18 protein-coding genes and 1 tRNA gene are annotated in these 19,228 nt (G+C 73.0%); 13 read left to right on the top strand and 6 right to left on the bottom strand.

Annotation, left to right across the window (positions count from 1 at the left end; translation table 11 throughout):
• Positions 1–145: 145 nt before the first annotated feature.
• The 3 genes from AC1DQF_RS11565 to AC1DQF_RS11555 are packed head-to-tail and all read right to left on the bottom strand — an operon-like array spanning position 146 to position 5,222.
• Positions 146–1,579: an amidohydrolase family protein gene (locus AC1DQF_RS11565; protein ID WP_477525366.1), complete on the bottom strand. Its 1,434-nt coding sequence runs from the start codon at positions 1,577–1,579 to the stop codon at positions 146–148.
• 42 nt (positions 1,580–1,621) lie between these two features.
• Positions 1,622–3,040 (bottom strand): 2-oxo acid dehydrogenase subunit E2, encoded by a 1,419-nt coding sequence (locus tag AC1DQF_RS11560; RefSeq protein ID WP_477525365.1) that lies wholly within the window; start codon positions 3,038–3,040, stop codon positions 1,622–1,624.
• Between the two features lies 1 nt (position 3,041).
• Positions 3,042–5,222, bottom strand: coding sequence for an alpha-ketoacid dehydrogenase subunit alpha/beta (locus AC1DQF_RS11555; RefSeq protein WP_477525364.1), 2,181 nt, complete (start codon positions 5,220–5,222; stop codon positions 3,042–3,044).
• Between the two features lie 135 nt (positions 5,223–5,357).
• Between AC1DQF_RS11555 and AC1DQF_RS11550 the strand changes: the two genes are divergently transcribed.
• From AC1DQF_RS11550 to AC1DQF_RS11505, 10 genes are all read left to right on the top strand, one after another.
• Positions 5,358–5,864, top strand: coding sequence for a VOC family protein (locus tag AC1DQF_RS11550; protein WP_477525363.1), 507 nt, complete (start codon positions 5,358–5,360; stop codon positions 5,862–5,864).
• Positions 5,861–6,532, top strand: coding sequence for a GntR family transcriptional regulator (locus AC1DQF_RS11545; protein WP_477525362.1), 672 nt, complete (start codon positions 5,861–5,863; stop codon positions 6,530–6,532). The genes AC1DQF_RS11550 and AC1DQF_RS11545 overlap by 4 nt, the downstream gene beginning before the upstream one ends.
• Positions 6,529–6,987 carry a (2Fe-2S)-binding protein gene (locus tag AC1DQF_RS11540; RefSeq protein ID WP_477525361.1) on the top strand — a complete coding sequence of 153 codons (459 nt, stop codon included), beginning with the start codon at positions 6,529–6,531 and terminating at the stop codon, positions 6,985–6,987. Before AC1DQF_RS11545 ends, AC1DQF_RS11540 begins: the two co-directional genes overlap by 4 nt.
• On the top strand, positions 6,984–9,032 hold the full coding sequence (locus AC1DQF_RS11535) for a xanthine dehydrogenase family protein molybdopterin-binding subunit (protein WP_477525360.1): 2,049 nt from the start codon (positions 6,984–6,986) through the stop codon (positions 9,030–9,032). Before AC1DQF_RS11540 ends, AC1DQF_RS11535 begins: the two co-directional genes overlap by 4 nt.
• Before the next feature lie 55 nt (positions 9,033–9,087).
• Positions 9,088–9,741 (top strand): carboxymuconolactone decarboxylase family protein, encoded by a 654-nt coding sequence (locus AC1DQF_RS11530; protein ID WP_477525359.1) that lies wholly within the window; start codon positions 9,088–9,090, stop codon positions 9,739–9,741.
• Positions 9,738–10,664, top strand: a complete 927-nt coding sequence (locus AC1DQF_RS11525; protein WP_477525358.1) for an alpha/beta hydrolase family protein — start codon at positions 9,738–9,740, stop codon at positions 10,662–10,664. The genes AC1DQF_RS11530 and AC1DQF_RS11525 overlap by 4 nt, the downstream gene beginning before the upstream one ends.
• Positions 10,665–10,693: 29 nt before the next feature.
• Positions 10,694–11,590 (top strand): NAD(P)-dependent oxidoreductase, encoded by an 897-nt coding sequence (locus AC1DQF_RS11520; RefSeq protein ID WP_477525357.1) that lies wholly within the window; start codon positions 10,694–10,696, stop codon positions 11,588–11,590.
• Entirely contained in the window at positions 11,587–12,027 is a 441-nt protein-coding gene (locus tag AC1DQF_RS11515) for a cupin domain-containing protein (RefSeq protein WP_477525356.1), read from the top strand. The genes AC1DQF_RS11520 and AC1DQF_RS11515 overlap by 4 nt, the downstream gene beginning before the upstream one ends.
• Complete coding sequence (locus tag AC1DQF_RS11510; RefSeq protein ID WP_477525355.1) at positions 12,024–12,713, top strand: fumarylacetoacetate hydrolase family protein; 690 nt, start codon at positions 12,024–12,026, stop codon at positions 12,711–12,713. The genes AC1DQF_RS11515 and AC1DQF_RS11510 overlap by 4 nt, the downstream gene beginning before the upstream one ends.
• 67 nt (positions 12,714–12,780) lie before the next feature.
• Positions 12,781–14,013 (top strand): MFS transporter, encoded by a 1,233-nt coding sequence (locus AC1DQF_RS11505; protein ID WP_477525354.1) that lies wholly within the window; start codon positions 12,781–12,783, stop codon positions 14,011–14,013.
• A 10-nt stretch (positions 14,014–14,023) separates the two neighbouring features.
• Here the strand turns inward: AC1DQF_RS11505 and AC1DQF_RS11500 are convergent, their stop codons facing one another.
• Both AC1DQF_RS11500 and AC1DQF_RS11495 read right to left on the bottom strand, forming a co-directional pair.
• Positions 14,024–14,830 carry a GTPase domain-containing protein gene (locus AC1DQF_RS11500; RefSeq protein WP_477525353.1) on the bottom strand — a complete coding sequence of 269 codons (807 nt, stop codon included), beginning with the start codon at positions 14,828–14,830 and terminating at the stop codon, positions 14,024–14,026.
• A 64-nt stretch (positions 14,831–14,894) separates the two neighbouring features.
• Positions 14,895–15,332, bottom strand: coding sequence for a VOC family protein (locus AC1DQF_RS11495; RefSeq protein ID WP_477525352.1), 438 nt, complete (start codon positions 15,330–15,332; stop codon positions 14,895–14,897).
• A gap of 121 nt (positions 15,333–15,453) precedes the next feature.
• Between AC1DQF_RS11495 and AC1DQF_RS11490 the strand changes: the two genes are divergently transcribed.
• The gene (locus AC1DQF_RS11490) at positions 15,454–16,164 is read left to right on the top strand and encodes a DinB family protein (RefSeq protein ID WP_477525351.1); all 711 of its coding nucleotides are present in this window, start codon (positions 15,454–15,456) and stop codon (positions 16,162–16,164) included.
• A gap of 167 nt (positions 16,165–16,331) precedes the next feature.
• Positions 16,332–18,764, top strand: a complete 2,433-nt coding sequence (gene pepN / locus AC1DQF_RS11485; RefSeq protein ID WP_477525350.1) for an aminopeptidase N — start codon at positions 16,332–16,334, stop codon at positions 18,762–18,764.
• A 13-nt stretch (positions 18,765–18,777) separates the two neighbouring features.
• Here the strand turns inward: pepN and AC1DQF_RS11480 are convergent.
• Positions 18,778–18,851 (bottom strand) — tRNA-Gly (locus AC1DQF_RS11480).
• A 130-nt stretch (positions 18,852–18,981) separates the two neighbouring features.
• Between AC1DQF_RS11480 and AC1DQF_RS11475 the strand changes: the two genes are divergently transcribed.
• On the top strand, positions 18,982–19,228 hold a 247-nt coding region (locus AC1DQF_RS11475; RefSeq protein WP_477525349.1), incomplete at its 3' end, for an LLM class flavin-dependent oxidoreductase.

Raw genomic sequence — 19,228 nt, 5'->3', positions numbered from 1 at the left:
CGGCGCGCCGCCACGACACGCCGTACGACGGGTGCGTCAGCCACCGTCCCACCCTGCTCGACTGTGGCCCACTCACCGCCCGTGGGAGGCCCCGGGGGGCACCCTGCCACCCCGGGGGAGCGACAGGCCCCCGGGGTGGACGGCGTCAGCGAGCGAGCAGCGCCGCGATCGCCTGCTCGGTGCTGCGCACCACCCGCTCGGTGTCGATCCCGAGAAGCCGGCCGCCGCGCTTGCGGAACCGACCGTCGACGATCACGGTGTCGACGTTCTCGGCACCGGCGGCCAGCGCGAGCGTGTTGGCCACGTCGATCACCGGGGCCGTGGCCACGTCGTGGCGACGGACCATCACGACGTCGGCCCGCTTGCCTGGGGTCAGCGACCCGGTTAGGTCGCCGAGCCCGAGGCTGGTGGCAGCGTCGAGGGTGGCCATCTGCAGCACCCGGCGGGTGTTGATGGAGAGCTCCTGCTCGGAGACTCCGCGGTGCAGGCCGGTCGTCAGCCGCATCACCGCCCACATGTCGGCCGACCCGACCAACGACAGCGTGTCGACCGAGAGCGTGAGGAGCACGCCGCTGTCGACCATGGCCTTGACCGGTGAGATGCCGTAGCCGATGAGCAGCTCCGACATCGGCGAGATGCTGACGCTGGCGCCGGTGTCCCGGATCGCCGCCCGCTCCGCCTCCGTGGTGTACAGCGCGTGGATCAGCTGGGTGTCCGGGCCGAGCATGTCCTGCTCGCCCAGCTGGCGCACCATCTCCAGCGCACCCTGCGCGCGGGTGGAGTTGGCGTGGTAGCTCACCGGCAGCCCGAGGTCGCGCGCGGCGTCGTACTCGGGACGGAAGACGGCCTCGCCCACCAGACCCGGCGGACGCCCGGCCAGGCCCAGGTGCATCAGCGGCAACCGGCCGCTGTCGAACCACTGGCGCTTGACCCGGGCGATGTCGTCGAGGTCGATGACCGAGGTGCCCGGATAGCCCTGCGGGGTGCCGTAGGAGAAGCGGCCCCGAAGCCCGATCTCCCGGTGGGCCTGGAGGTTGGCGTCGGCGTGCTCGGGCGAGCGCAGGTTGTGCGACCAGTCGTTGACGGTCGTGACCCCGCTGTTGAGGGCGTCGACCAGCGCGAGCCGGGCGCCCTGGTAGAGGTCGGAGGGCAGAGCGCGGACGCCGTTGGTGACATTGAGCGCGAAGTACGCCGTCGCCGGCGACGAGCTCGCCATCGAGCGGAACAGGGTGGTCCACAGGTGCCAGTGCGTGTCGACCAGGCCGGGCATCACGATCATGCCGCGGGCGTCGATCCGCGCCGCCCCAGCACGGAGGCCCCTCCCGACCGCGACGATCCGGCCGTCCTTGACGTGCACGTCACCGCCGTCGAGGTCGCCCACCGCGGGGTCCATCGACAGCACGTGGCCGCCGGTGAGGACGTACTCCCGGGGTCCCGGGCCGTGGTCGTGGCCCGGCCCGGTGCCGCGACCGGCCGCTGCCGGAGACGCCACCGCGCTCGCCCCCAGCGCACCCGCGGCCGCCGCGGCGCCCCCGAGCACCGAGCGCCGGTTGAGCCCTGTCTTCTGGTCGTTCTCCATAGGTGTCCTCCTGCGGACCCCGGGCGCCGGGCGGCGCCGTCGTCAGGCGAGCAGCCGCACCGGGCGCTCCAGCAACCCGGTCAGCTCCGCCAGCCAGCGCGCGGCGACGACGCCGTCGACGGGCCGGTGGTCGACCGAGAGGGTCAGGCTCATCACGGAGCCGGGCACGACGGACCCGTCCTGCACGACGGGCTCCTCGCGCACCGCACCGACCGCGAGGATCGCGGCGTGCGGCGGGTTGATGATCGCGGCGAACTCCTCCACGCCGTACATGCCGAGGTTGGTGACGGTGATCGAGCCACCCTCGAGCTCCTCCTGGCGGAGCCGTCCCTCACGGGCGCGGCCGGCGAGCTCGCGCACGCCCGCGGCCACCGAGGAGACCGAGCGGTGCCCGACGTCGCGGAGCACGGGGGTCACGAGCCCGCGGTCGGTGGCGACGGCGACCGCGATGTCGGCGGCGTGCCAGCGGCGTACGGCGTCGTCGCCCCAGGTGACGTTGAGGTCGGGGACCCGCTCGTGGGCCAGCGCGACCGCCTTGACGACGAGGTCGTTGACCGAGACCTTCACCTCGCCGTCGAGCGCCTCGTTGAGCTCGGCGCGCAGGGCCAGCAGCCGCTCGACCCGCACCGTGGTGCGGACGTAGAAGTGCGGCGCCTCGCGCTTGCTGGTGGCCAGTCGCTCCGCGACCGCACGGCGCAGCCGGGTGTGGGGCACGTCCTCGAAGCCCGCGGCCGGGGATGCCTGGGGGGTGGCCGGCACAGAGGTCGGCACAGGGGTCGGCGCAGGGGTCGGCGCAGGGGTCGGCGCAGGGGTCGGCGCAGGGGTCGGCGCCGAGGCCGGCGCGGCCCGACGCGACGCGAGCAGCGCGTCGACGTCGCGACGCAGCACCCGGTGGCGCGGTCCGGTGCCGGGGATCTCCTCGATCGCCAGCCCGGCGTCGCGAGCGATCTTGCGCGCCAGCGGACTGGCGAAGATCCGGCCCTGCGGACGCGCAGCGGCCCCGGGACCGGCCTCGGGAGCCGCCGCGGATGCCGGTTCGGCGGACTCGACGCCCGCCTCGGGGGCGGCCTCGACGACCGGGGCGCCCGAGCCCGGGTCGACCTCGGGCTCGGTCCGCGCGACGGGCTGGCCCGGCGCGTCGAGCGGCTCGGTGAGGACGGGGACCGAGTCCTCGGCGACGCCCAGCTCGCGCAGCAGCGCGGCCAGGTCGTCGACCCGCTCCCCCACGCCTGCGAGCACGGCGATCGGGGCGCCCACCTCGACGTTGGAGCCGGCGGCCACCAGGGTCTTCAGGACGACGCCGGCGGCCTCGGCCTCGACGTCGACGAGGGCCTTGTCGGTCTCGACTGTCGCCAGCGCGTCGGCCGCGGCGAACTCCGCCGACTCGGCCACCAGCCACTCCGCCAGCACCGCCTCGGTCGCGTTGGCCGCGACGCCCGGCATCCGCAGCACGTGGGCCACGTCAGTACCTCGCGATCTCGGTGAGCTCGGCGATGACCTCGTCCTTCTGGGCGATCGCCGCACGCTCCAGCACCTTGCTGATGCTGGGCGAGGCCTCGGCGCCGGTGACCCGGCGGACGGGAGCGTCGAGGAGGTCGAAGAACCGTCGGTGGATCTCGTCGGCCAGCCACCCGCCGTACGACGTGCCGACCGCGCCCTGCTCGGCGATCATCACCTGGTTGGTCTTGGTGAGGGACGCCTCGATGGTGTCCCAGTCGATGCTGGCCCGGTCGAGCCAGCGCAGGTCGATCACCTCGGCGTCGACCTCGCCGAACTCCTCGACGGCCTCGAGCACGAAGGGGACCATCCCGAGGTAGGTGAGGATCGTGGCGTCCTTGCCCTCGCGGCGGATCGCCGCCTTGCCGACGGGCAGGCAGAAGTCGAGGTCGTCGACCGGGCCCGGCCCGACGGCGTTGTAGAGGTCGACGTGCTCGAGCACCACCACGGGGTCCTGGCAGCGCAGGGCGGCGTTCATGAGGCCGACGTAGTCGTAGGGCGTGGTGGGCGCGACGATGCGCCACCCGGCCGAGGTGGCGAAGATGCCGGCGGGGTCCATCGAGTGCTGGGAGCCGTAGCCGGTGCCCATGGCGACCTTGCTGCGCAGCACGAGGGGCACGGCACCGTCCCCGCCGTACATGTGGCGCGCCCGGGCCACCTGGTTGAAGAGCTGGTCGGCCGCGACCCACATGAAGTCGGCGTACATGAACTCCACGACCGGCGTGAAGCGGCCGTCGAGCGCGACGCCGCAGGCGAGGCCGGTGAAGGCGTTCTCGCTGATGGGGGTGCCGAGGACCCGGTCGGGGAAGCGCTCCGCGAGACCGCGGGTCGCTCCGTTGGTGCCGCCGTTGAGGCGGTGGACGTCCTCGCCCATGACGATGACGCCGGGGTCGGTCTCCATCCGGCGACCGAGGACGGCGGCGATGGACTCGACGAGCTTCATCTCCTGGACGGGTACGGCGTGCCCCTCGGCGGCCACCGTCCGGGCGTCGTCCATCTCGGAGAGGTCACCGCGGACGCCCACGTCGACCCACGCGGGGTCGGGCCACTCGTCGGCGCGGATCCGGCGCTGGCCGGGCTTGCCGTCGGGGACCGGCTCGAGCAGCACGCCGCCGACCTCCTCCATCACGGCCCTGGCCTGCGCGAGCGCCCGGTCGGCCTCCCCGTCCTCGAGCAGGCCGAGCCGCGCGAGGTGGTCGGAGGTGATCCTCAGCGGGTCACGCAGCCGCCACGCCTTCTCCTCCTCCTTGTCGCGGTAGCCGAAGGCACTGCCGGCGAAACCGCCGTTCTGGTGGAAGAAGCGGTAGGTGTCGACCTCCACCACGGTCGAGCCGCGACCGGCGCGCATGTGCTCGACGGCCTCGGTCATGGCGAGGTGGACGGCGAGCGGGTCCTGCCCGTCGACCTTCCAGGACGCGAGGTTGAAACCCATGCCGCGGGCGGAGAGCCGGGGCTCGGCGGTGGCCTCCTCGACGGAGGTGGAGACGGCGTAGCGGTTGTTCTCGATGAAGAAGCACACCGGCAGCGCCCAGGCGCCGGCGAGGTTCATCGTCTCGAGGGTGGAGCCGATGTTGACCGCCCCGTCGCCGAAGTAGGTGACCGACACCGCGTCGGTGCCGGAGCGTTGGTGGGYGAAGGCGAAGCCGGCCGCCTGGGGGACGCCGCCGCCGACGATGGCGTTGGTGCCCATCGCGCCGGCCTCCTTCCACTGCAGGTGCATGGAGCCACCACGGCCGTGGCTCCACCCACGGTCGAGGCCGGCGATCTCGGCGAGGGTGCGCAGCAGCACCTCGCGGACCGCGTCGGACGGCGGCGCGAGCGGGTCCATGCCCTTGGGCTCGACGTGGTGCAGCGCCTTGGCGAGGAACTGGTGGTGCCCGCGGTGGGAGCCGTTGACGGAGTCGTCGCTGGTCAGGGCGAGCACGGAGCCGACGGCGCCGCCCTCCTGGCCGATGCTGGAGTGGGCGGGGCCGTGGATCAGCCCGGCGCCGGCGAGGTCGAGGACGTACTGCTCGAAGGCACGGATCCAGACCAGCTGCGCGTAGACCGTGCGCAGGAGCTGCGGCTCGGCGGCATCCCAGTCCTCGTCGGTGACGACGACCTCGACCCAGGGCGCCGCGGGCGTGAGCGGGTGGTGCTGGGGCATGGATCTCCTCCTCGGTGGCGTCGACACTGTGACACAGGATTGGATCCAAAATCCAGAGTCGTGAGTGATGGACGCCACACGCTCAGGCGTGCTTTGCTGATCGCTCGACCTGTTTCGGATCCAGAAAGGGAGTCGATGGCACTGCCAGGCCTGCGGCGGATCGACCACGTGGGCTTCACCGTGCCCGACCTCGAGGAGGCCCACCGGTTCCTCGTCGAGGTGCTCGGCTGCGAGTACCTCTACTCCCTGGGGCCCTTCTCCCACCCCGACGCCGGCGACGACTGGATGACCCGTCACCTGGGCGTGCATCCCGACGCGGTGATGGTGGAGAACCGCTGGTTCCGCCTCGGCGGCGAGACCCTCTTCGAGGTCTTCCACTACTCCTCGCCCGACCAGCAGACGCAGCCGCCGCGCAACAGCGACGTGGGCGGCCACCACGTCGCGCTGTACGTCGACGACCTCGACGCCGCCGTCGACCACCTGCGTACGGCGGGGGTGGAGGTCCTCGACGGACCGACCGCGAGCCGCGGCCCTGCCGAGGGCAACCGGTGGATCTACTTCCTCAGCCCGTGGGGGATGCAGCTCGAGCTGGTGTCCGCCCCGCACGGCAAGCGCTGGGACCGGGAGAATCCCCGACCATGAGCGAGACGAGCAGCAGCACGGCCAGCACCACGGGCATCGGCAGCACCCGCGTCGCGGCGTACCTCCGCGAGGCGATCCTGGGCGGCGACCTCAGGCCCGGCGACCGGATCCGGCAGGAGGAGGTCGCCGAGCGCCTCGGCGCGAGCCGGCTGCCGGTGCGCGAGGCGCTGCGGATGCTCGAGGCCGAGGGCCTCACCGAGCACGAGGCCCACAAGGGGGCCCGGGTCCCGCGGCTGACGCCGCACGAGGTGGACGTGGTCTACCGGATGCGCGAGCGCCTCGAGCCGCTGGCCCTCGCCGAGAGCATGCCGCAGCTCGGTCCCGACGAGCACGCCCGGCTCGAGGAGGTGCAGCAGCGGATCGAGGACAACGAGGACCTCGAGAAGTTCCTCGACCTCGACCGCGAGTTCCACATGCTCACCTACTCCGGATGCGACATCGACCCGCTGATGTCCAACGTGGCCCGGCTCTGGAACTCCACCCAGCACTACCGGCGCGCCTTCGTCGCACTGGGCGGCCGCAGCCGGATGTGGGTGGTCAACTCCGAGCACCGGCTGATCCTGGACGCCGTGGTGCGCCGCGACGCCGACGACGGCGAGCGCTTCCTCGGCGGCCACATCCGGCGCACGCGCATCGAGCTCTCCCACCACCCGGAGGTCTTCGGGTGACCGGCTTCGAGGTCAACGGCGCGCCCGTCGAGGTCGGCGGCGACCCGGACACGTCGCTGCTCACCGTGCTGCGCGACGACCTCGGCCTGGTGGGCACGCGCTTCGGCTGTGGCCAGGGGCTGTGCGGCGCCTGCAACGTCCTCCTCGACGGCACCGTCGTGCCGTCGTGCCAGACGCCGCTGTGGCAGGTCGGGGGTCGCTCGGTCACCACCGTCGAGGGGTTGTCCGCCGACGGCACCCCGCACCCGGTGCAGCGCGCGATCCTCGAGCGGCAGGCCGCGCAGTGCGGCTTCTGCATCTCCGGGATCGTCGTCCGCGCGGTCGCGCTGCTCGACGAGGAGCCCGACGCCGACGCCGCCCGGGTGGCGGAGGCGCTCGACGGGAACCTGTGCCGCTGCGGGACACACCGCCGGATCGTCGACGCGGTCCTCGCCGCCCGGGAGCCGTCCACGTGACCGACCTGCCTCCCCACGTCATCACCAACCCCCGGCTGGGCACCTGGCTGGCGGTGGGCGACGCGGTGGGCGACGGGGTGGACGGCGGCGTGGTCGAGGTGCGAGTCGGCAAGGCCGAGCTCGGCCAGGGGATCGCGACCGCGCTGGCGCAGCTCGCCGCCGACGCGCTGGCGCTGCCCCTCGACCGGGTCCGGATGGTCGCTCCGCACACGGCGCTCGGCCCCGACCAGGGGCTCACCGCCGGCAGCATGTCGGTGCTGCAGACCGGTCCGGCGCTCRCCCACGTCGGCGGTGTGGTGCGGGCGCTGGCCGGCTCGACGTCGCCGGTCGAGGAGTACGTCGCCCGCATCGCCGCCCTCGACCCCGCGCTCGACCTGACCACCGTCGAGCCCCTCGCCCCCGTCGCGGCCAGCGCCGTCGGTCGCAGCGAGCCGCGGCTCGACCTCCCCGACAAGGTCCTCGGGCGGCCGCGCTTCCTGGCGGACCTGCGGCCCGAGGGGCTGCTGCACGGACGGGTGCTGCGTCCGCCGTCGGTGGGCGCGGCGCTCCGGTCGGTGCCCGACGACTGGAAGGCCGCGGGCGTGACCCTGGTGCGCGACGGCTCGTTCGTCGGCGTGGTCGGCGAGCGCGAGGCCGACGTCGACCGGGCGCTCGAGCAGCTGCGCCGGGACACCGCCTGGGAGGAGCACGACCTGCTGCCCGACCCCGACGACCTGGCCGGCTGGCTGCGGTCCGGCACCCACAAGGACGTGCCGGTCCTCGACGAGGAGGGCGCGCCCGGCCCCGGGGCCTCCGACGTCGAGGCGTCGTACTCACGCCCCTTCCTCGCCCACGCCTCCATCGCGCCCAGCGCGGGTCTGGCGACCTGGACCGACGACGGCGTCCACGTCCGCTCGCACAGCCAGGGCATCCACGGCCTCCGGGACGCGATCGCCGCCGCCCTCGACCTCGACCCGGCCACCGTCGTGGTCGAGCACGTCGAGAACGCCGGCTGCTACGGCCACAACGCGGCCGACGACGCCGCGTTCGACGCGGTCCTCCTGGCTCGGGCGGCCCCCGGCCGGCCGGTGCTGCTGCGCTGGACCCGGCCGGACGAGCTGACGTGGGGTCCGCTGGCGTCGGCGATGACCGCCACGCTGGGGGCCCGGCTCGAGGAGGGGCGGATCACCGGCTGGACCCACGACGTCTGGAGCCAGGGCCACGCCGCGCGACCCGGGTACGCCGGGCAGCCGGGCCTGCTCGCGGGCGCCGACCTCGCCTCCGGGGTGCCGCTCCCGCCGCCGACCGACCCGCCCCCGGCCGCGGGCGGCGGGACGACCCGCAACGCGGTCCCGGCGTACGACGTGGGGCCGCGGCGCGTGATCGGCCACCGCAAGACCGACTCCCCGCTGCGGACCTCGGCGATGCGCGCGCTCGGGGCGCACCTCAACGTCTTCGCGATCGAGTCGTTCATGGACGAGCTGGCCGGGGCCGCCGGCGCCGACCCGCTGGCGTTCCGGCTCGAGCACCTCTCCGACCCGCGCGCCCGGCACGTGGTCGCGGAGGCCGCCCGGCTCGCCGGCTGGGACGAGGAGCTGCCCGACGACACGGGTCGGGGCCTGGGCTACGCCCGCTACAAGGACCGCGGCGCGCACTGCGCGATCGTCGCCGACGTCGAGGTCACCGACGCCGTCGTCGTGCGCCGCCTGCTCGTCGTCGCCGACGTGGGCCGGGTCGTGAACCCCGACGGCGCCCGCAACCAGCTCGAGGGCGGGGCGACCCAAGCGACGTCCTGGACGCTCAAGGAGCGGATGCCCTTCGACTCCCGGCGGCTGCTCGGCACCGACTGGGAGGCCTACCCGGTGCTGCGCTTCTCCGAGACGCCCGAGGTCACCGTCCACCTCGTGGACAGCGACGCCCCCTCGACCGGGGCCGGCGAGGCCGCGCAGGGCCCGGCCTCGGCCGCCATCGCCAACGCGGTCCACCGCGCCCTCGGGGTCCGCGTCCGTGACCTACCCCTCACCCGCGACGCGATCGTCCACGCCATCGAGGCCCTCGATGGTTGAGGTGCGAGCGCAGCGAGCCTCGAAACCCATCCGTCCCGAACAAGAGGAGCACACCATGAAGCAGCCGCGCATCTCCTACGTCGCCTACGACGACATGGATCCACGCATGCAGGCCGAGATGGACCGCAGCGCCCGCGAGGGCACCCCCCGCCCGGAGACCAACGCGGTGCGCGCGCACGTGCCGGCGGCCTTCTGGGCCTTCGCCGAGCCGTGGGAGAAGATGTTCCGCAACGGCGTCTGCGACCACGCGATCAAGGAGCTGTGCAGGGTCTACATCTCCCGCACGGTGAGCTGCGAGTTCTGCGGCAACCAGCGCTCGGTCAAGGGCGGTCAGCAGGGCCTGGTCGAGGGGCAGTACGACGACCTCCTCAACTTCGAGTCGTCGGACCGGTTCGACGACCGGCAGAAGGCCGCGCTCGCCTACGCGCAGGCCATCGCCTGGAACGAGGACGATCGCGACGGTCTGTGGAGCCGGCTGCACGCCCACTTCAGCGAGGACGAGCTCGTCGAGCTGGGCTGCGTGATCGCGCTGACCTTCGGCCAGCAGAGCTGGATCCGGCTGCTCGACGTCGACCACCACCAGTACATGGCCGGTACCTCGGCCTCGATGGCACCGGGCTTCGAGGACGCCGAGGCGCTGGCGGCGTCCAAGGCCAAGGACGACTACTGGGCCGCGGGCGCGCCGGGCACCCCGAACGCCTCCCGGTGATCGCGGCCGACTGGGGCTCCCCCGACAGACCCGTCCTGGTCGAGCCGCTGGCCGGCTCCGACCGGCCGGCGCACTACCTGCTGGCGGAGACCCTCGACGGCCTCTACGCGCCGTACGCACTCCGGCTGCCCGACGGCCCGGGACCGCACCCGTTCGTGCTGGTCGCCTACGGCAACGGTGGCGGCGGCATGGCGTGGCTGCACGACCGGGTGCATCGCTTCCGCCACGTCACCGACGTCCTGCTCGACGCCGGGTATGCGTGCGCGTGGGTCCGCTACCGCACCGAGGTCGAGCTCGGCTACCAGACCGGTGGTCCGCTGCGCAGCACGGTGCGGCAGGGCATGGGACTGATGAGCCGCGCGCCGCTGGAGTACGAGGACGAGGTCGCGATCCTGCGCCACGTCGCCACCCACCCCGCCATCGACGGCGAACGGCTCTTCCACGTCGGCGTCAGCCACGCCGGCGAGATGCTCTTCAAGCTGCTCTCGCAGTACCCGGGCCTGCTCCGTGCGGGCGTCGCGGCGGAGCCCGCCTCGCACGAGCTGCTCACGCTGCGACTCGACGACGTCCCCACGGTCACCTCCGACGGTGGCCTGCGCGACATCGAGAGCATGGAGATCCGCAGCACCGAGCGGGCCCGCGCCCGGGTCGCCGACCCCGAGGAGGTGTCGGCACGGCTGGACGGCGTGGACATCCCGGTGCTGGTCCTGGGCCGCGACGAGGACGAGCTCCAGGGCATCTTCCGGCTCACCTACGAGCTGCTGGCCGAGAAGCGCTGGGACGCCGAGTGGCGGTCGTGGTCGCACGACGTGCACGGCTACATCTACCCCGAGTCCGACGCCGACGGGGTGGCGCAGGTCGACGACGTCCAGCGCGAGGCGCTGGCCACGATCGTCGACTTCCTGGACAGGCACAACACATGACGGACCGACAGGCACCGGAGGAGCGAGGCATGTATGACCACATCGAACGGGTGGGGTTCGTGGGGCTCGGGGCCATGGGCTCCGGGATCGCCCGACGGCTCATGGACGCCGGCCACACCGTGGTCGGGTGGAACCGGACGCGCAGCAAGGCCCAGGACCTCATCGAGGCCGGCATGGGCTGGGCGGACACTCCCCGCGAGGTGGCCGAGCAGTGCGAGGTCGTCCTCACGATGCTCACCAACACCGCTGCGATCGAGGGCGCGGCGCACGGCGACGACGGCCTGCTCGCCGGGCTCGGAGCCGGCAAGGTGTGGGCCGACCTGAGCACCATCGCCCCCGAGCGCAGCGTCGCCCTGTCGCAGGAGGTCGCCGCCACCGGCGCCCGCTACCTCGACACCCCCGTCTCCGGCTCACCGGCGACCCTGGCCGCCGGCCAGATGTCGGTGATGGTCGGCGGTGAGCGGTCGGCGTACGACCACGTCGAGACGCTGCTCCACGCGATCGGCCCCAAAGTCACCTACATCGGCCCCAACGGACACGCGATCCTCACCAAGGTGGCCATCAACCTGTCCCTGGTCGTGTCGGTGACCGCGTTCGCGGAGGCGGTGACGCTGGTCGAGAAGGCCGGCGTCGACCGGGCCGCCGTGGTGGACGCGGCGCTCAAGAGCGTGATCGCGTCGCCGGTGATCGGCTACCGCGCGCCGCTGCTGGTGGACGACGACACCGTCTTCGCCGATGTCGAGCTCCAGCAGAAGGACCTCGTCCTCGCCCAGGAGCTGGGTCGCACGCTCGGTGTGATGCTGCCGACCTGCTCGGCGGCGAGCGAGATGCTCAGTGCCGCGCGCAGCAGCGAGCTGGCCGACCGGGACTTCCTGGTCAGCGTCGCCGACGTCTACCGCCGGGCCGCGGGGGTGGAGGTGCGATGACGACCCCCGACCAGGCCCGGCCGCCGTACCGCACCACGATCGCCGACGTGCCGCTCGAGCAGGGCCTGCGCGAGGAGGAGGGGTGGGTCGACATGCAGGTGCAGTACCTCATCAACTCCGAGCGTGGCGGCTCCGACGGCCTCACGGTCGGGCGCACCGTGCTGCCCCCCGGCGCCCGCCACGACCGTCACTTCCACACCGACGCCGACGAGTTCCTCGTGGTGATGTCGGGCCGCGGGGAGATCCACACCAGCGCGGGTCGCGAGCCGTCGCAGGCGGGGGACGTCATCTTCACCCCGCGCGGCAACTACCACGGGTTCGTCAACACCGGCGACGAGGACGTGCTGCTGATCTGGGGCTGGAGCGGCGCGGGGTCACTGGCCGCCGCGGGCTACGGGATGCCGGGTCCCGACGACGAGTTCGACGACCCGTCGTGAGCCTCGACCCGCGCATCGCGGCGGGTACGACGGCCATGCTCGCCGCCCGTGCCGCCGCCCTCTCCTCGGGCGCCACCCCGCTGGGGTGGAAGCTCGGCTTCGGGGCGCCCGCCGCGCTGGCCCGCTTCGGCACCGACCGCCCGCTGGTCGGCTTCCTCACCCGCGACCGGCTGCTGGCGTCCGGGGCGGACGTGGACGTCACGGGGTGGACCGCACCGATGCTGGAGGCGGAGGTGGCCGCGCACCTCGGCGCCGACCTGGCCGCCGACGCCACCCCGGACGAGGCGCTCGCCGCTGTGGCGGGCTGGTCGGTGGCCATCGAGCTCGCCGACGTCGACCCGCCGCCCACCGACATCGAGCAGGTGCTGGCCGGCAACATCTTCCACCGGAACGTACTGCTCGGGCYGGTCGTCCCCTCGCTGCCCGCCGACCTGTCCTTCGACGTGTCCCGCGACGGCGAGGAGGTCGCGGCGACCTCGACACCCTGGGCGCTCACGGGCGAGCCGGGGACCGTCCTGGCCTCGGCCGCCTCGACCCTCGCGTCGTGCGGAGCGGCGCTGTCGGCCGGCGACGTGGTCATCACCGGCTCCGTGGTCGCCCCGATCGACGTGAGYGTCGGCGGGTCGTGGCACGTGGTCGCACCCGACCTCGGCGAGGTGTCGGTGGAGCTGCGGTCCGGTGCCTGAGGCGCCGGAACCGGGCCCACCCGGGCTGGCTCCGGACGGCCGCCCGCGCTCACCTACGCTCAATGATGTGCACACTTCCGCCCCGAAGGCCCCGACGGAGCCCTCCCGGGACCGCAAGAAGACGATGGGCCGCGGGGTGGCGATCGTCGCCACGGTCCTGATCGCCATCAACCTGAGGCCGGGCGCCTCCTCGGTCGGACCGGTCCTGGAGGAGATCACCGCCGGGCTCGGCACCGGATCCGGCGTGGCCGGGATCCTCACCGGCCTGCCCGGGCTGTGCTTCGGCCTGGTCGGCGCGGCCGCAGTGGGCATCGCGCGGCGGATCGGCATCACCACGGGCATCGCGGTCGGTATCACGCTGGCCGCGGCGGGCCTGCTCCTGCGCAGCCAGACCGACACCGCCTGGGTGTTCCTCGCCCTGTCGGCGGTCGCGCTGTCCGGCATGGCCGTGGGCAACGTGCTGGTCCCGGCGTGGATCAAGGCGCACCCCTCCTCCGGCAACGTGCTGCTGCCGACGATCTACGGCACCGGCCTCATCGTCGGCGGCACGCTCGGCTCCGCGCTCACCGCGCCGGTGGCCGCGGAGGTCGGCTGGAGCAAGGCCCTGGCCATGTGGGGACTGGTCGCGCTGACGGCGCTGCCGATCTGGGCGTGGCTGGCCTTCCGGGAGCGCTCCCTGACGCCGACGGAGGAGCCCGCCGCCGACCCGACCCTGCGGATCTTCCACTCCCGCACCGCCGTGGCGATGGCGACCCTCTTCGCCGTGCAGTCGATGCACGCCTACGTGCAGTTCGGCTGGCTGCCCCAGATCTACCGCGACGCCGGCCTCTCCCCCTCGGCGGCGGGCGCCATGCAGGCGATGCTCACGGCGTTCGGCATCGTCGGTGCGCTCATGATGCCGACGGTGATCGCGCGCTCGCCCAACCTGACGCCGTGGATGGCCTCCTTCAGCGTGGCCCTGCTCGCGGGCTACTCCGGGCTCCTCCTGGCTCCGGCGACCCTGCCGTGGCTGTGGGCGCTGCTGCTCGGCTTCTCCGGCTTCGCGTTCCCCACGACGATCGCGATGCTCACCGCCCGGACCCGCGACCACGCCATCACGGCCCGGCTCTCCGGCTTCGTCCAGCCGGTCGGCTACCTGCTCGCGGCCGTCGGCCCCGTGCTCGTCGGGGTCCTGCACGCCGCCACCGACAGCTGGACGATCCCCATCCTGCTGCTGATGGCCACCGTCGTCCCCTTCACCTGGGCCGGGCTCCGCGTCTCGCGACCGGTGTACGTCGACGACGAGCTCGCCGCCGGGTGACGTCCAACGGTCAGACGTGACCGCTGAGCTGGGCGAGCCGCACAGCGAGGGCGTCCACCATGGCGCCGGCCTTCTTGGCCGAGACGGCGGACGAGCGGTCGCCGCCCTGGCTCGACACCGGCAGCACGTCGACCGAGAGCTTCGCGCCGCCGGCCAGGGCCCGCAGCTCGTCGACCCGGTTGCCGAAGGGTGAGCCACTCCCCGGGGAGTAGTACTCGAGGACGTCGTCGAGCTGATCGGCGTACAGGTCGGTCTTCGTGACGGCGATGACCAGCCAGATGGGCCGGTCGCGGCGTACGGCCATCGAGGCGATCCGGTGCGCCGTGATCGCCCAGTCCTCGAGCTCCGCGGCGAGCAGCTCCTCGCGGGTGGCCGTCGCCTGGCCGGACGTCCCGGCCACCCGTCGGGGCGTGGCGTGACCGTTGGCGACCACGTGGATGACGCCGTCCACCGGCTCGTCGTGGAAGACCTCGTCGAGGGCCGAGAGCCGCGTCGCCGCGTTGTCCCCGGGCACCACGAGGAACCGGAAGCCCTGCAGCCTGCGGGACCGGCGGGTGCGTCGCTCCATGACCGCGGAGCCCACCTCGCTGACGCCGTTGCCGGACGCGCGCCGGGTGAGCCGGTTCGCCAGCTCGGTCTTGCCGACCCCGGTCATGCCGGTCACGGCCACCGTCGGGAAACGCCCGCGGAACAGTCGACCCATGCGCTCGGGAGCGGCGGTGAGGCCGGACAGCACGCCGCCGGCGATGGTCGCGCCGAGGGCGGCGCGTCCGGTGCTGGGCAGGATCGTCCGGAATCGGGTGGGTGTGCGGGACACGAGACTCCTCGGGCTGCGCATCAGGGAGGGCTGGCAACCCCGAGCCTACGTTCGGCGAGCAGGATCAGGGCTTCCGCAGCTCCTCGGCGAGCATGACCAGGATGCCGCTGGGGCCGCGGAGATAGGTGAGCTTGTAGACGTCCTCGTACGTCGCCACCCCGCGCAGCGGGTGGCAGCCGTGCCGCGCGGCGATCTCGAGGGCCTCGTCGATGTCGTCGACCGAGAAGGCCACCCGGTGCATGCCGATCTCGTTGGGCCGGGTGGGCTCCGTCTCGATCGCGTCGGGGTGGATGTACTCGAAGAGCTCGAGGCGGCCGTTGCCGTCCGGGGTCTGGAGCATCGCGATCCGGACGTGGTTGCCGTCGAGACCGACGGCCGTGTCGGTCCACTCCCCGCTGACCGTGTCGCGGCCCAGGACGGTGAGCCCGAGGTCGGTGAAGAAGGCGATCGTCGCTTCGAGGTCGCGGACCGCGATCCCGACGTTCTCCAGCTTGATGGGCATGCACCGCAGGCTATCGAGGTCTCGCGACCCGTCCAGCCACGAGTCCGATCCCTTGGCCGGGCGCGTGAAGTCCACCAGAGGTCCTGGGCGGATGTCGGTGCGCCGACGCAGACTGTCAGGCATGGTGAGGTTCGAGGACCAGGACATGACGGAGGCCGAGTTCCGCGAGTGCGACCTGACTCGGGCCCGTCTGATCGGGGTGGTGATGCAGGACGTCGTGATCGACGGGCTCATCAGCAACCTGGTGGTCAACGGAGTCGAAGTGATGTCGTACGTCGAGGCCGAGCTGGACCGGCGGCATCCGGTGCGGGTCCTGATCCGATCGAGCGACCCCACAGACCTGCGCGAGGCCGAGGGGCACCTGAGGGCCAGCTGGGCGGCCACGGTCGCGCGCCTCCGTGGCATGCCCCCGGGGTCGGAGCACCAGCGCGTGGGCGGTGAGTGGTCGGCGGTGGAGACCTTGCGCCATCTGGTCTTCGTGCACGACTCGTGGTTTCGTCGCTGCTGCCTCGGATCACCTCAGCCCTTCACCGCGATCGGGTTGGCATCGGACTTCGTGCCGGACCAGGAGGAGCAGGGCCTGGACCGATCGGCGGCACCTGGGCTCGGCCAGGTGTTGACGGTCCGCGACGAGCAGGCCGCCGAGCTGGAGCGTTGGTTGGCGGACGTGACGTCCGATGAGCTGTCGGCGGTCGCGCCGGTGCCTGCGGGACCGGGCTGGCCGCCGTATGCCACGGGGAAGACGGTGCTCGAGTGCCTGCACGTGGTCCTGAACGAGGAGTGGTCGCACCTCGGGTTCTGCGTGCGCGACCTCGACCTGCTGGAGGGGTGACCGCTCGCAGTCGGTTGATCGATGTAGCCGATGGCTCCGTCGGTGCCGGTCGGGTGGCCCGGGCGGCCGCGATCGCCTCCCTCGCCCCGTTGTGCAGCTGGCCTAGGCTCCGTACGTCGCTCGCCTCGGGCGTCGTCCGCAGCCGACCTCGAGTGAGGATCACGCCCGTGCCCTTCCGCAGTCTTCGACAGGAGGAGGCCGTCGAGCGCGCGGCCCTGCTGTCGGTCACCTCCTACGACATCGCCGTCGACCTCACCGACCTGGTCGACGGTCCGGCCTTCCGGGCCGTCAGCACGGTGCACTTCACGGCCACCGCCGGGGCGTCGACGTTCGTCGACTGCTGCGCCGAGGTGGAGTCGGCCACGCTCAACGGCGAGCCGCTGCCCGCGGCGGTGGACGGACGGATCGCGCTGGCCGACCTCGCCATGGACAACGAGCTGGTGGTGGCCACGACGCAGGAGGACACCACGCACGGACGGGGGGTGCACCGCGCCGTCGACCCCGGTGACGACAACGTCTACGTGTGGACCACCTTCGAACCCGACGAGGCGCGCTACGCCTGGGCCTGCTTCGACCAGCCCGACCTCAAGGCGCCCCATGCGTTCACGGTCACCGCGCCGGCGGCGTGGACCGTGGTGAGCAACTCAGGCGACCCGGTCGTCGAGGACGTCGAGGGCCGGCGACTGTGGACGTTCGAGCCCACGCCGCCGCTCTCCACCTACAACCCCGTGGTGGTGGCCGGCCCGTTCGCGGAGGTGCGCCGGGAGGCCGGCGGCTACGACCTCGGCCTCTACGCCCGCCGGACCCTGGCCTCCGCGCTGGAGCGCGACGCCGAGCAGCTGTTCACGTTGACCGCCCAGGGCCTCGGCTTCTTCGGCGAGCGGTTCGGCATGCCTTTCCCACAGCGCTCCTACGCCCAGGTGTTCCTGCCCGAGTTCGGCGGGGCGATGGAGAACTACGGCTGCGTCACCTGGGCCGACACGGTGCTGCGCCGCCACGAGCCCACCACCGGCGAGTGGCAGCGGTTCGCCACCGTGCTGCTGCACGAGATGGCGCACATGTGGTTCGGCAACATCGTCACCATGCGCTGGTGGGACGACCTCTGGCTCAACGAGGCCTTCGCCGAGTTCGCCTGCATGTGGGCGGCCGAGCGGGCCACCGCCTACGGCGACACGGCCGCCAACAACCTGGTGCGCGACAAGCTGGACGCCTACCTCGCCGACCAGGGACCCAGCTCCCACCCCATCCGCCAGCCCGTGCCCACGGTGGCGGACGCCGAGTCGATCTTCGACGCCATCACCTACCCCAAGGGCGCGGCGGTCCTCAAGCAGCTCATGCACTTCGTGGGTGAGGAGACGTTCTGCGTCGGCATGAGCGCCTACTTCGCGGAGCACGCCTGGGGCAACACCACGCTCGACGACCTCGTCGGCTCCCTCGAGCAGGCCAGCGGCCGCGACCTCCAGCCCTGGCGCACCGCCTGGCTGGAGACCGCCGGCGTCGACCGGCTGGCCATCGATCACACCGACGACGGCCCGGTGCTCACCGCCGTCGGCGCTCACGGTGCCCCGCACCCGCAGGTGGTGGGCGTGGCTGCCTACCGCCGCGTCGGCGAAGCCCTCGAGGAGGTCGGCTCCACCCTGGTGGATGTGGACGGCGAGCGCACCGCCGTCGAGGGCCTGCCCGAGGCCGACCTCTACCTGGTGAACCACGACGACACCACCTTCGCCACCACCCGACCCGACGCCGCGGGGCGGGAGGTCCTGATCGGCCGCCCCTCGGGCCTGCCCACGACGCTCGCCCGCGCCGTGGCGATGGCCACCGTCTGGGACATGCTGACCCACGCCGAGGCGACCGCCGCCGAGGCTGTGGGCGCACTCACCGACGTGCTGTCGGTGGAGACGGCGGAGACGGTCGCGGAGCCGTGCCTCGAGCTCGCGCTCACCGCCGCCCAGCAGTGGGCCTCCGAGTCGGAGCGGCCCGGCCTCGAGGCGGAGGTCGCCGCCGCGGCCCGTCACCTCGTGGACGCAGGGGTGTCCCGGCACTCGGCGCTACGCACGCTGGCGCGGACGGCGTCAGGTGAGGAGGACCTCGCCCTGCTGCGCGAGCAGGTCGGCGACGACCTCGACCTGCAGTGGTACGTCCTGGAGCGCCGGGCCGAGCTCGGCGAGGTCGACACCGCCGCCGTGCAGGCCCTGCAGGAGCGCGACCCCGATCCCGACGCGTGGGTCCGTGCGCTCTGCGTACGGGCGGCGTCTCCCTCCGCCGAGGCGAAGGAGGAGGCGTGGACCGCGATGGTGGGCCGCACCGTGCCCATCCAGAGCGTCCGCACCGTGTCGCCAGTCTTCTGGCGCCCAGGCCAGAACGACGTGCTGGCTCCGTACGCCGAGCGCTACATCGAGGCGCTGCCCACCCTGCACGAGGGCGGGATGATCCCCGGCCTGGCGCTCTCCGTCAGCCTCTTCCCGGTGTTCGCGATCGGCGAGACCTGGGTGCAGCACGTCCGCGAGGTGGCTGCCGCCGAGGCCGCGCCCGTGGTGGTCGGCGCGCTCACCGAGCGCTCCGAGGAGGTGCTGCGGATGGTGCGCGCCCGGGCGCTCTGAGGCGCCGGAGGAATGGAGCGGACGCGAGGATTTGAACCTCGACCATCTCCCTGGAAGGGAACCGTGCTGCAACTACACCACGTCCGCGTAGCCAGCCTCTGACGAAGCTGACAGGTCCCAAGTGTGGACCATTCCCCCGAGTGTCCGCACGCCGGGCTGCTGATCCCGTGCCCGACAGGCTGCGGATGGAGACGGTTCGCATCGGCATGATGGGCACATGACCACGCGCCGCGGACTGTTCGTCGCCCCCTTCGACACCCTGGCCGATCCCCGTGTCATCGGCGACCTGGCTCACCGGGCCGAGGCGGCCGGATGGGACGGCTTCTTCGTCTGGGACCACCTGCAGTACGGCGACCGGGTCCAGGGGATCGCCGATGTGTGGACGTGCTGTGCGGCCGTCGCGCTACGGACCGAGCGGCTGGTGTTCGGGCCGATGGTGACCCCGCTGGCGCGGCGCCGACCGC

Source organism: Nocardioides sp. P4_G4, assembly GCF_056401085.1.
The sequence above is the reverse complement of the archived record's forward strand: the minus strand, read 5'-3'. Positions and strand labels throughout refer to the sequence as shown.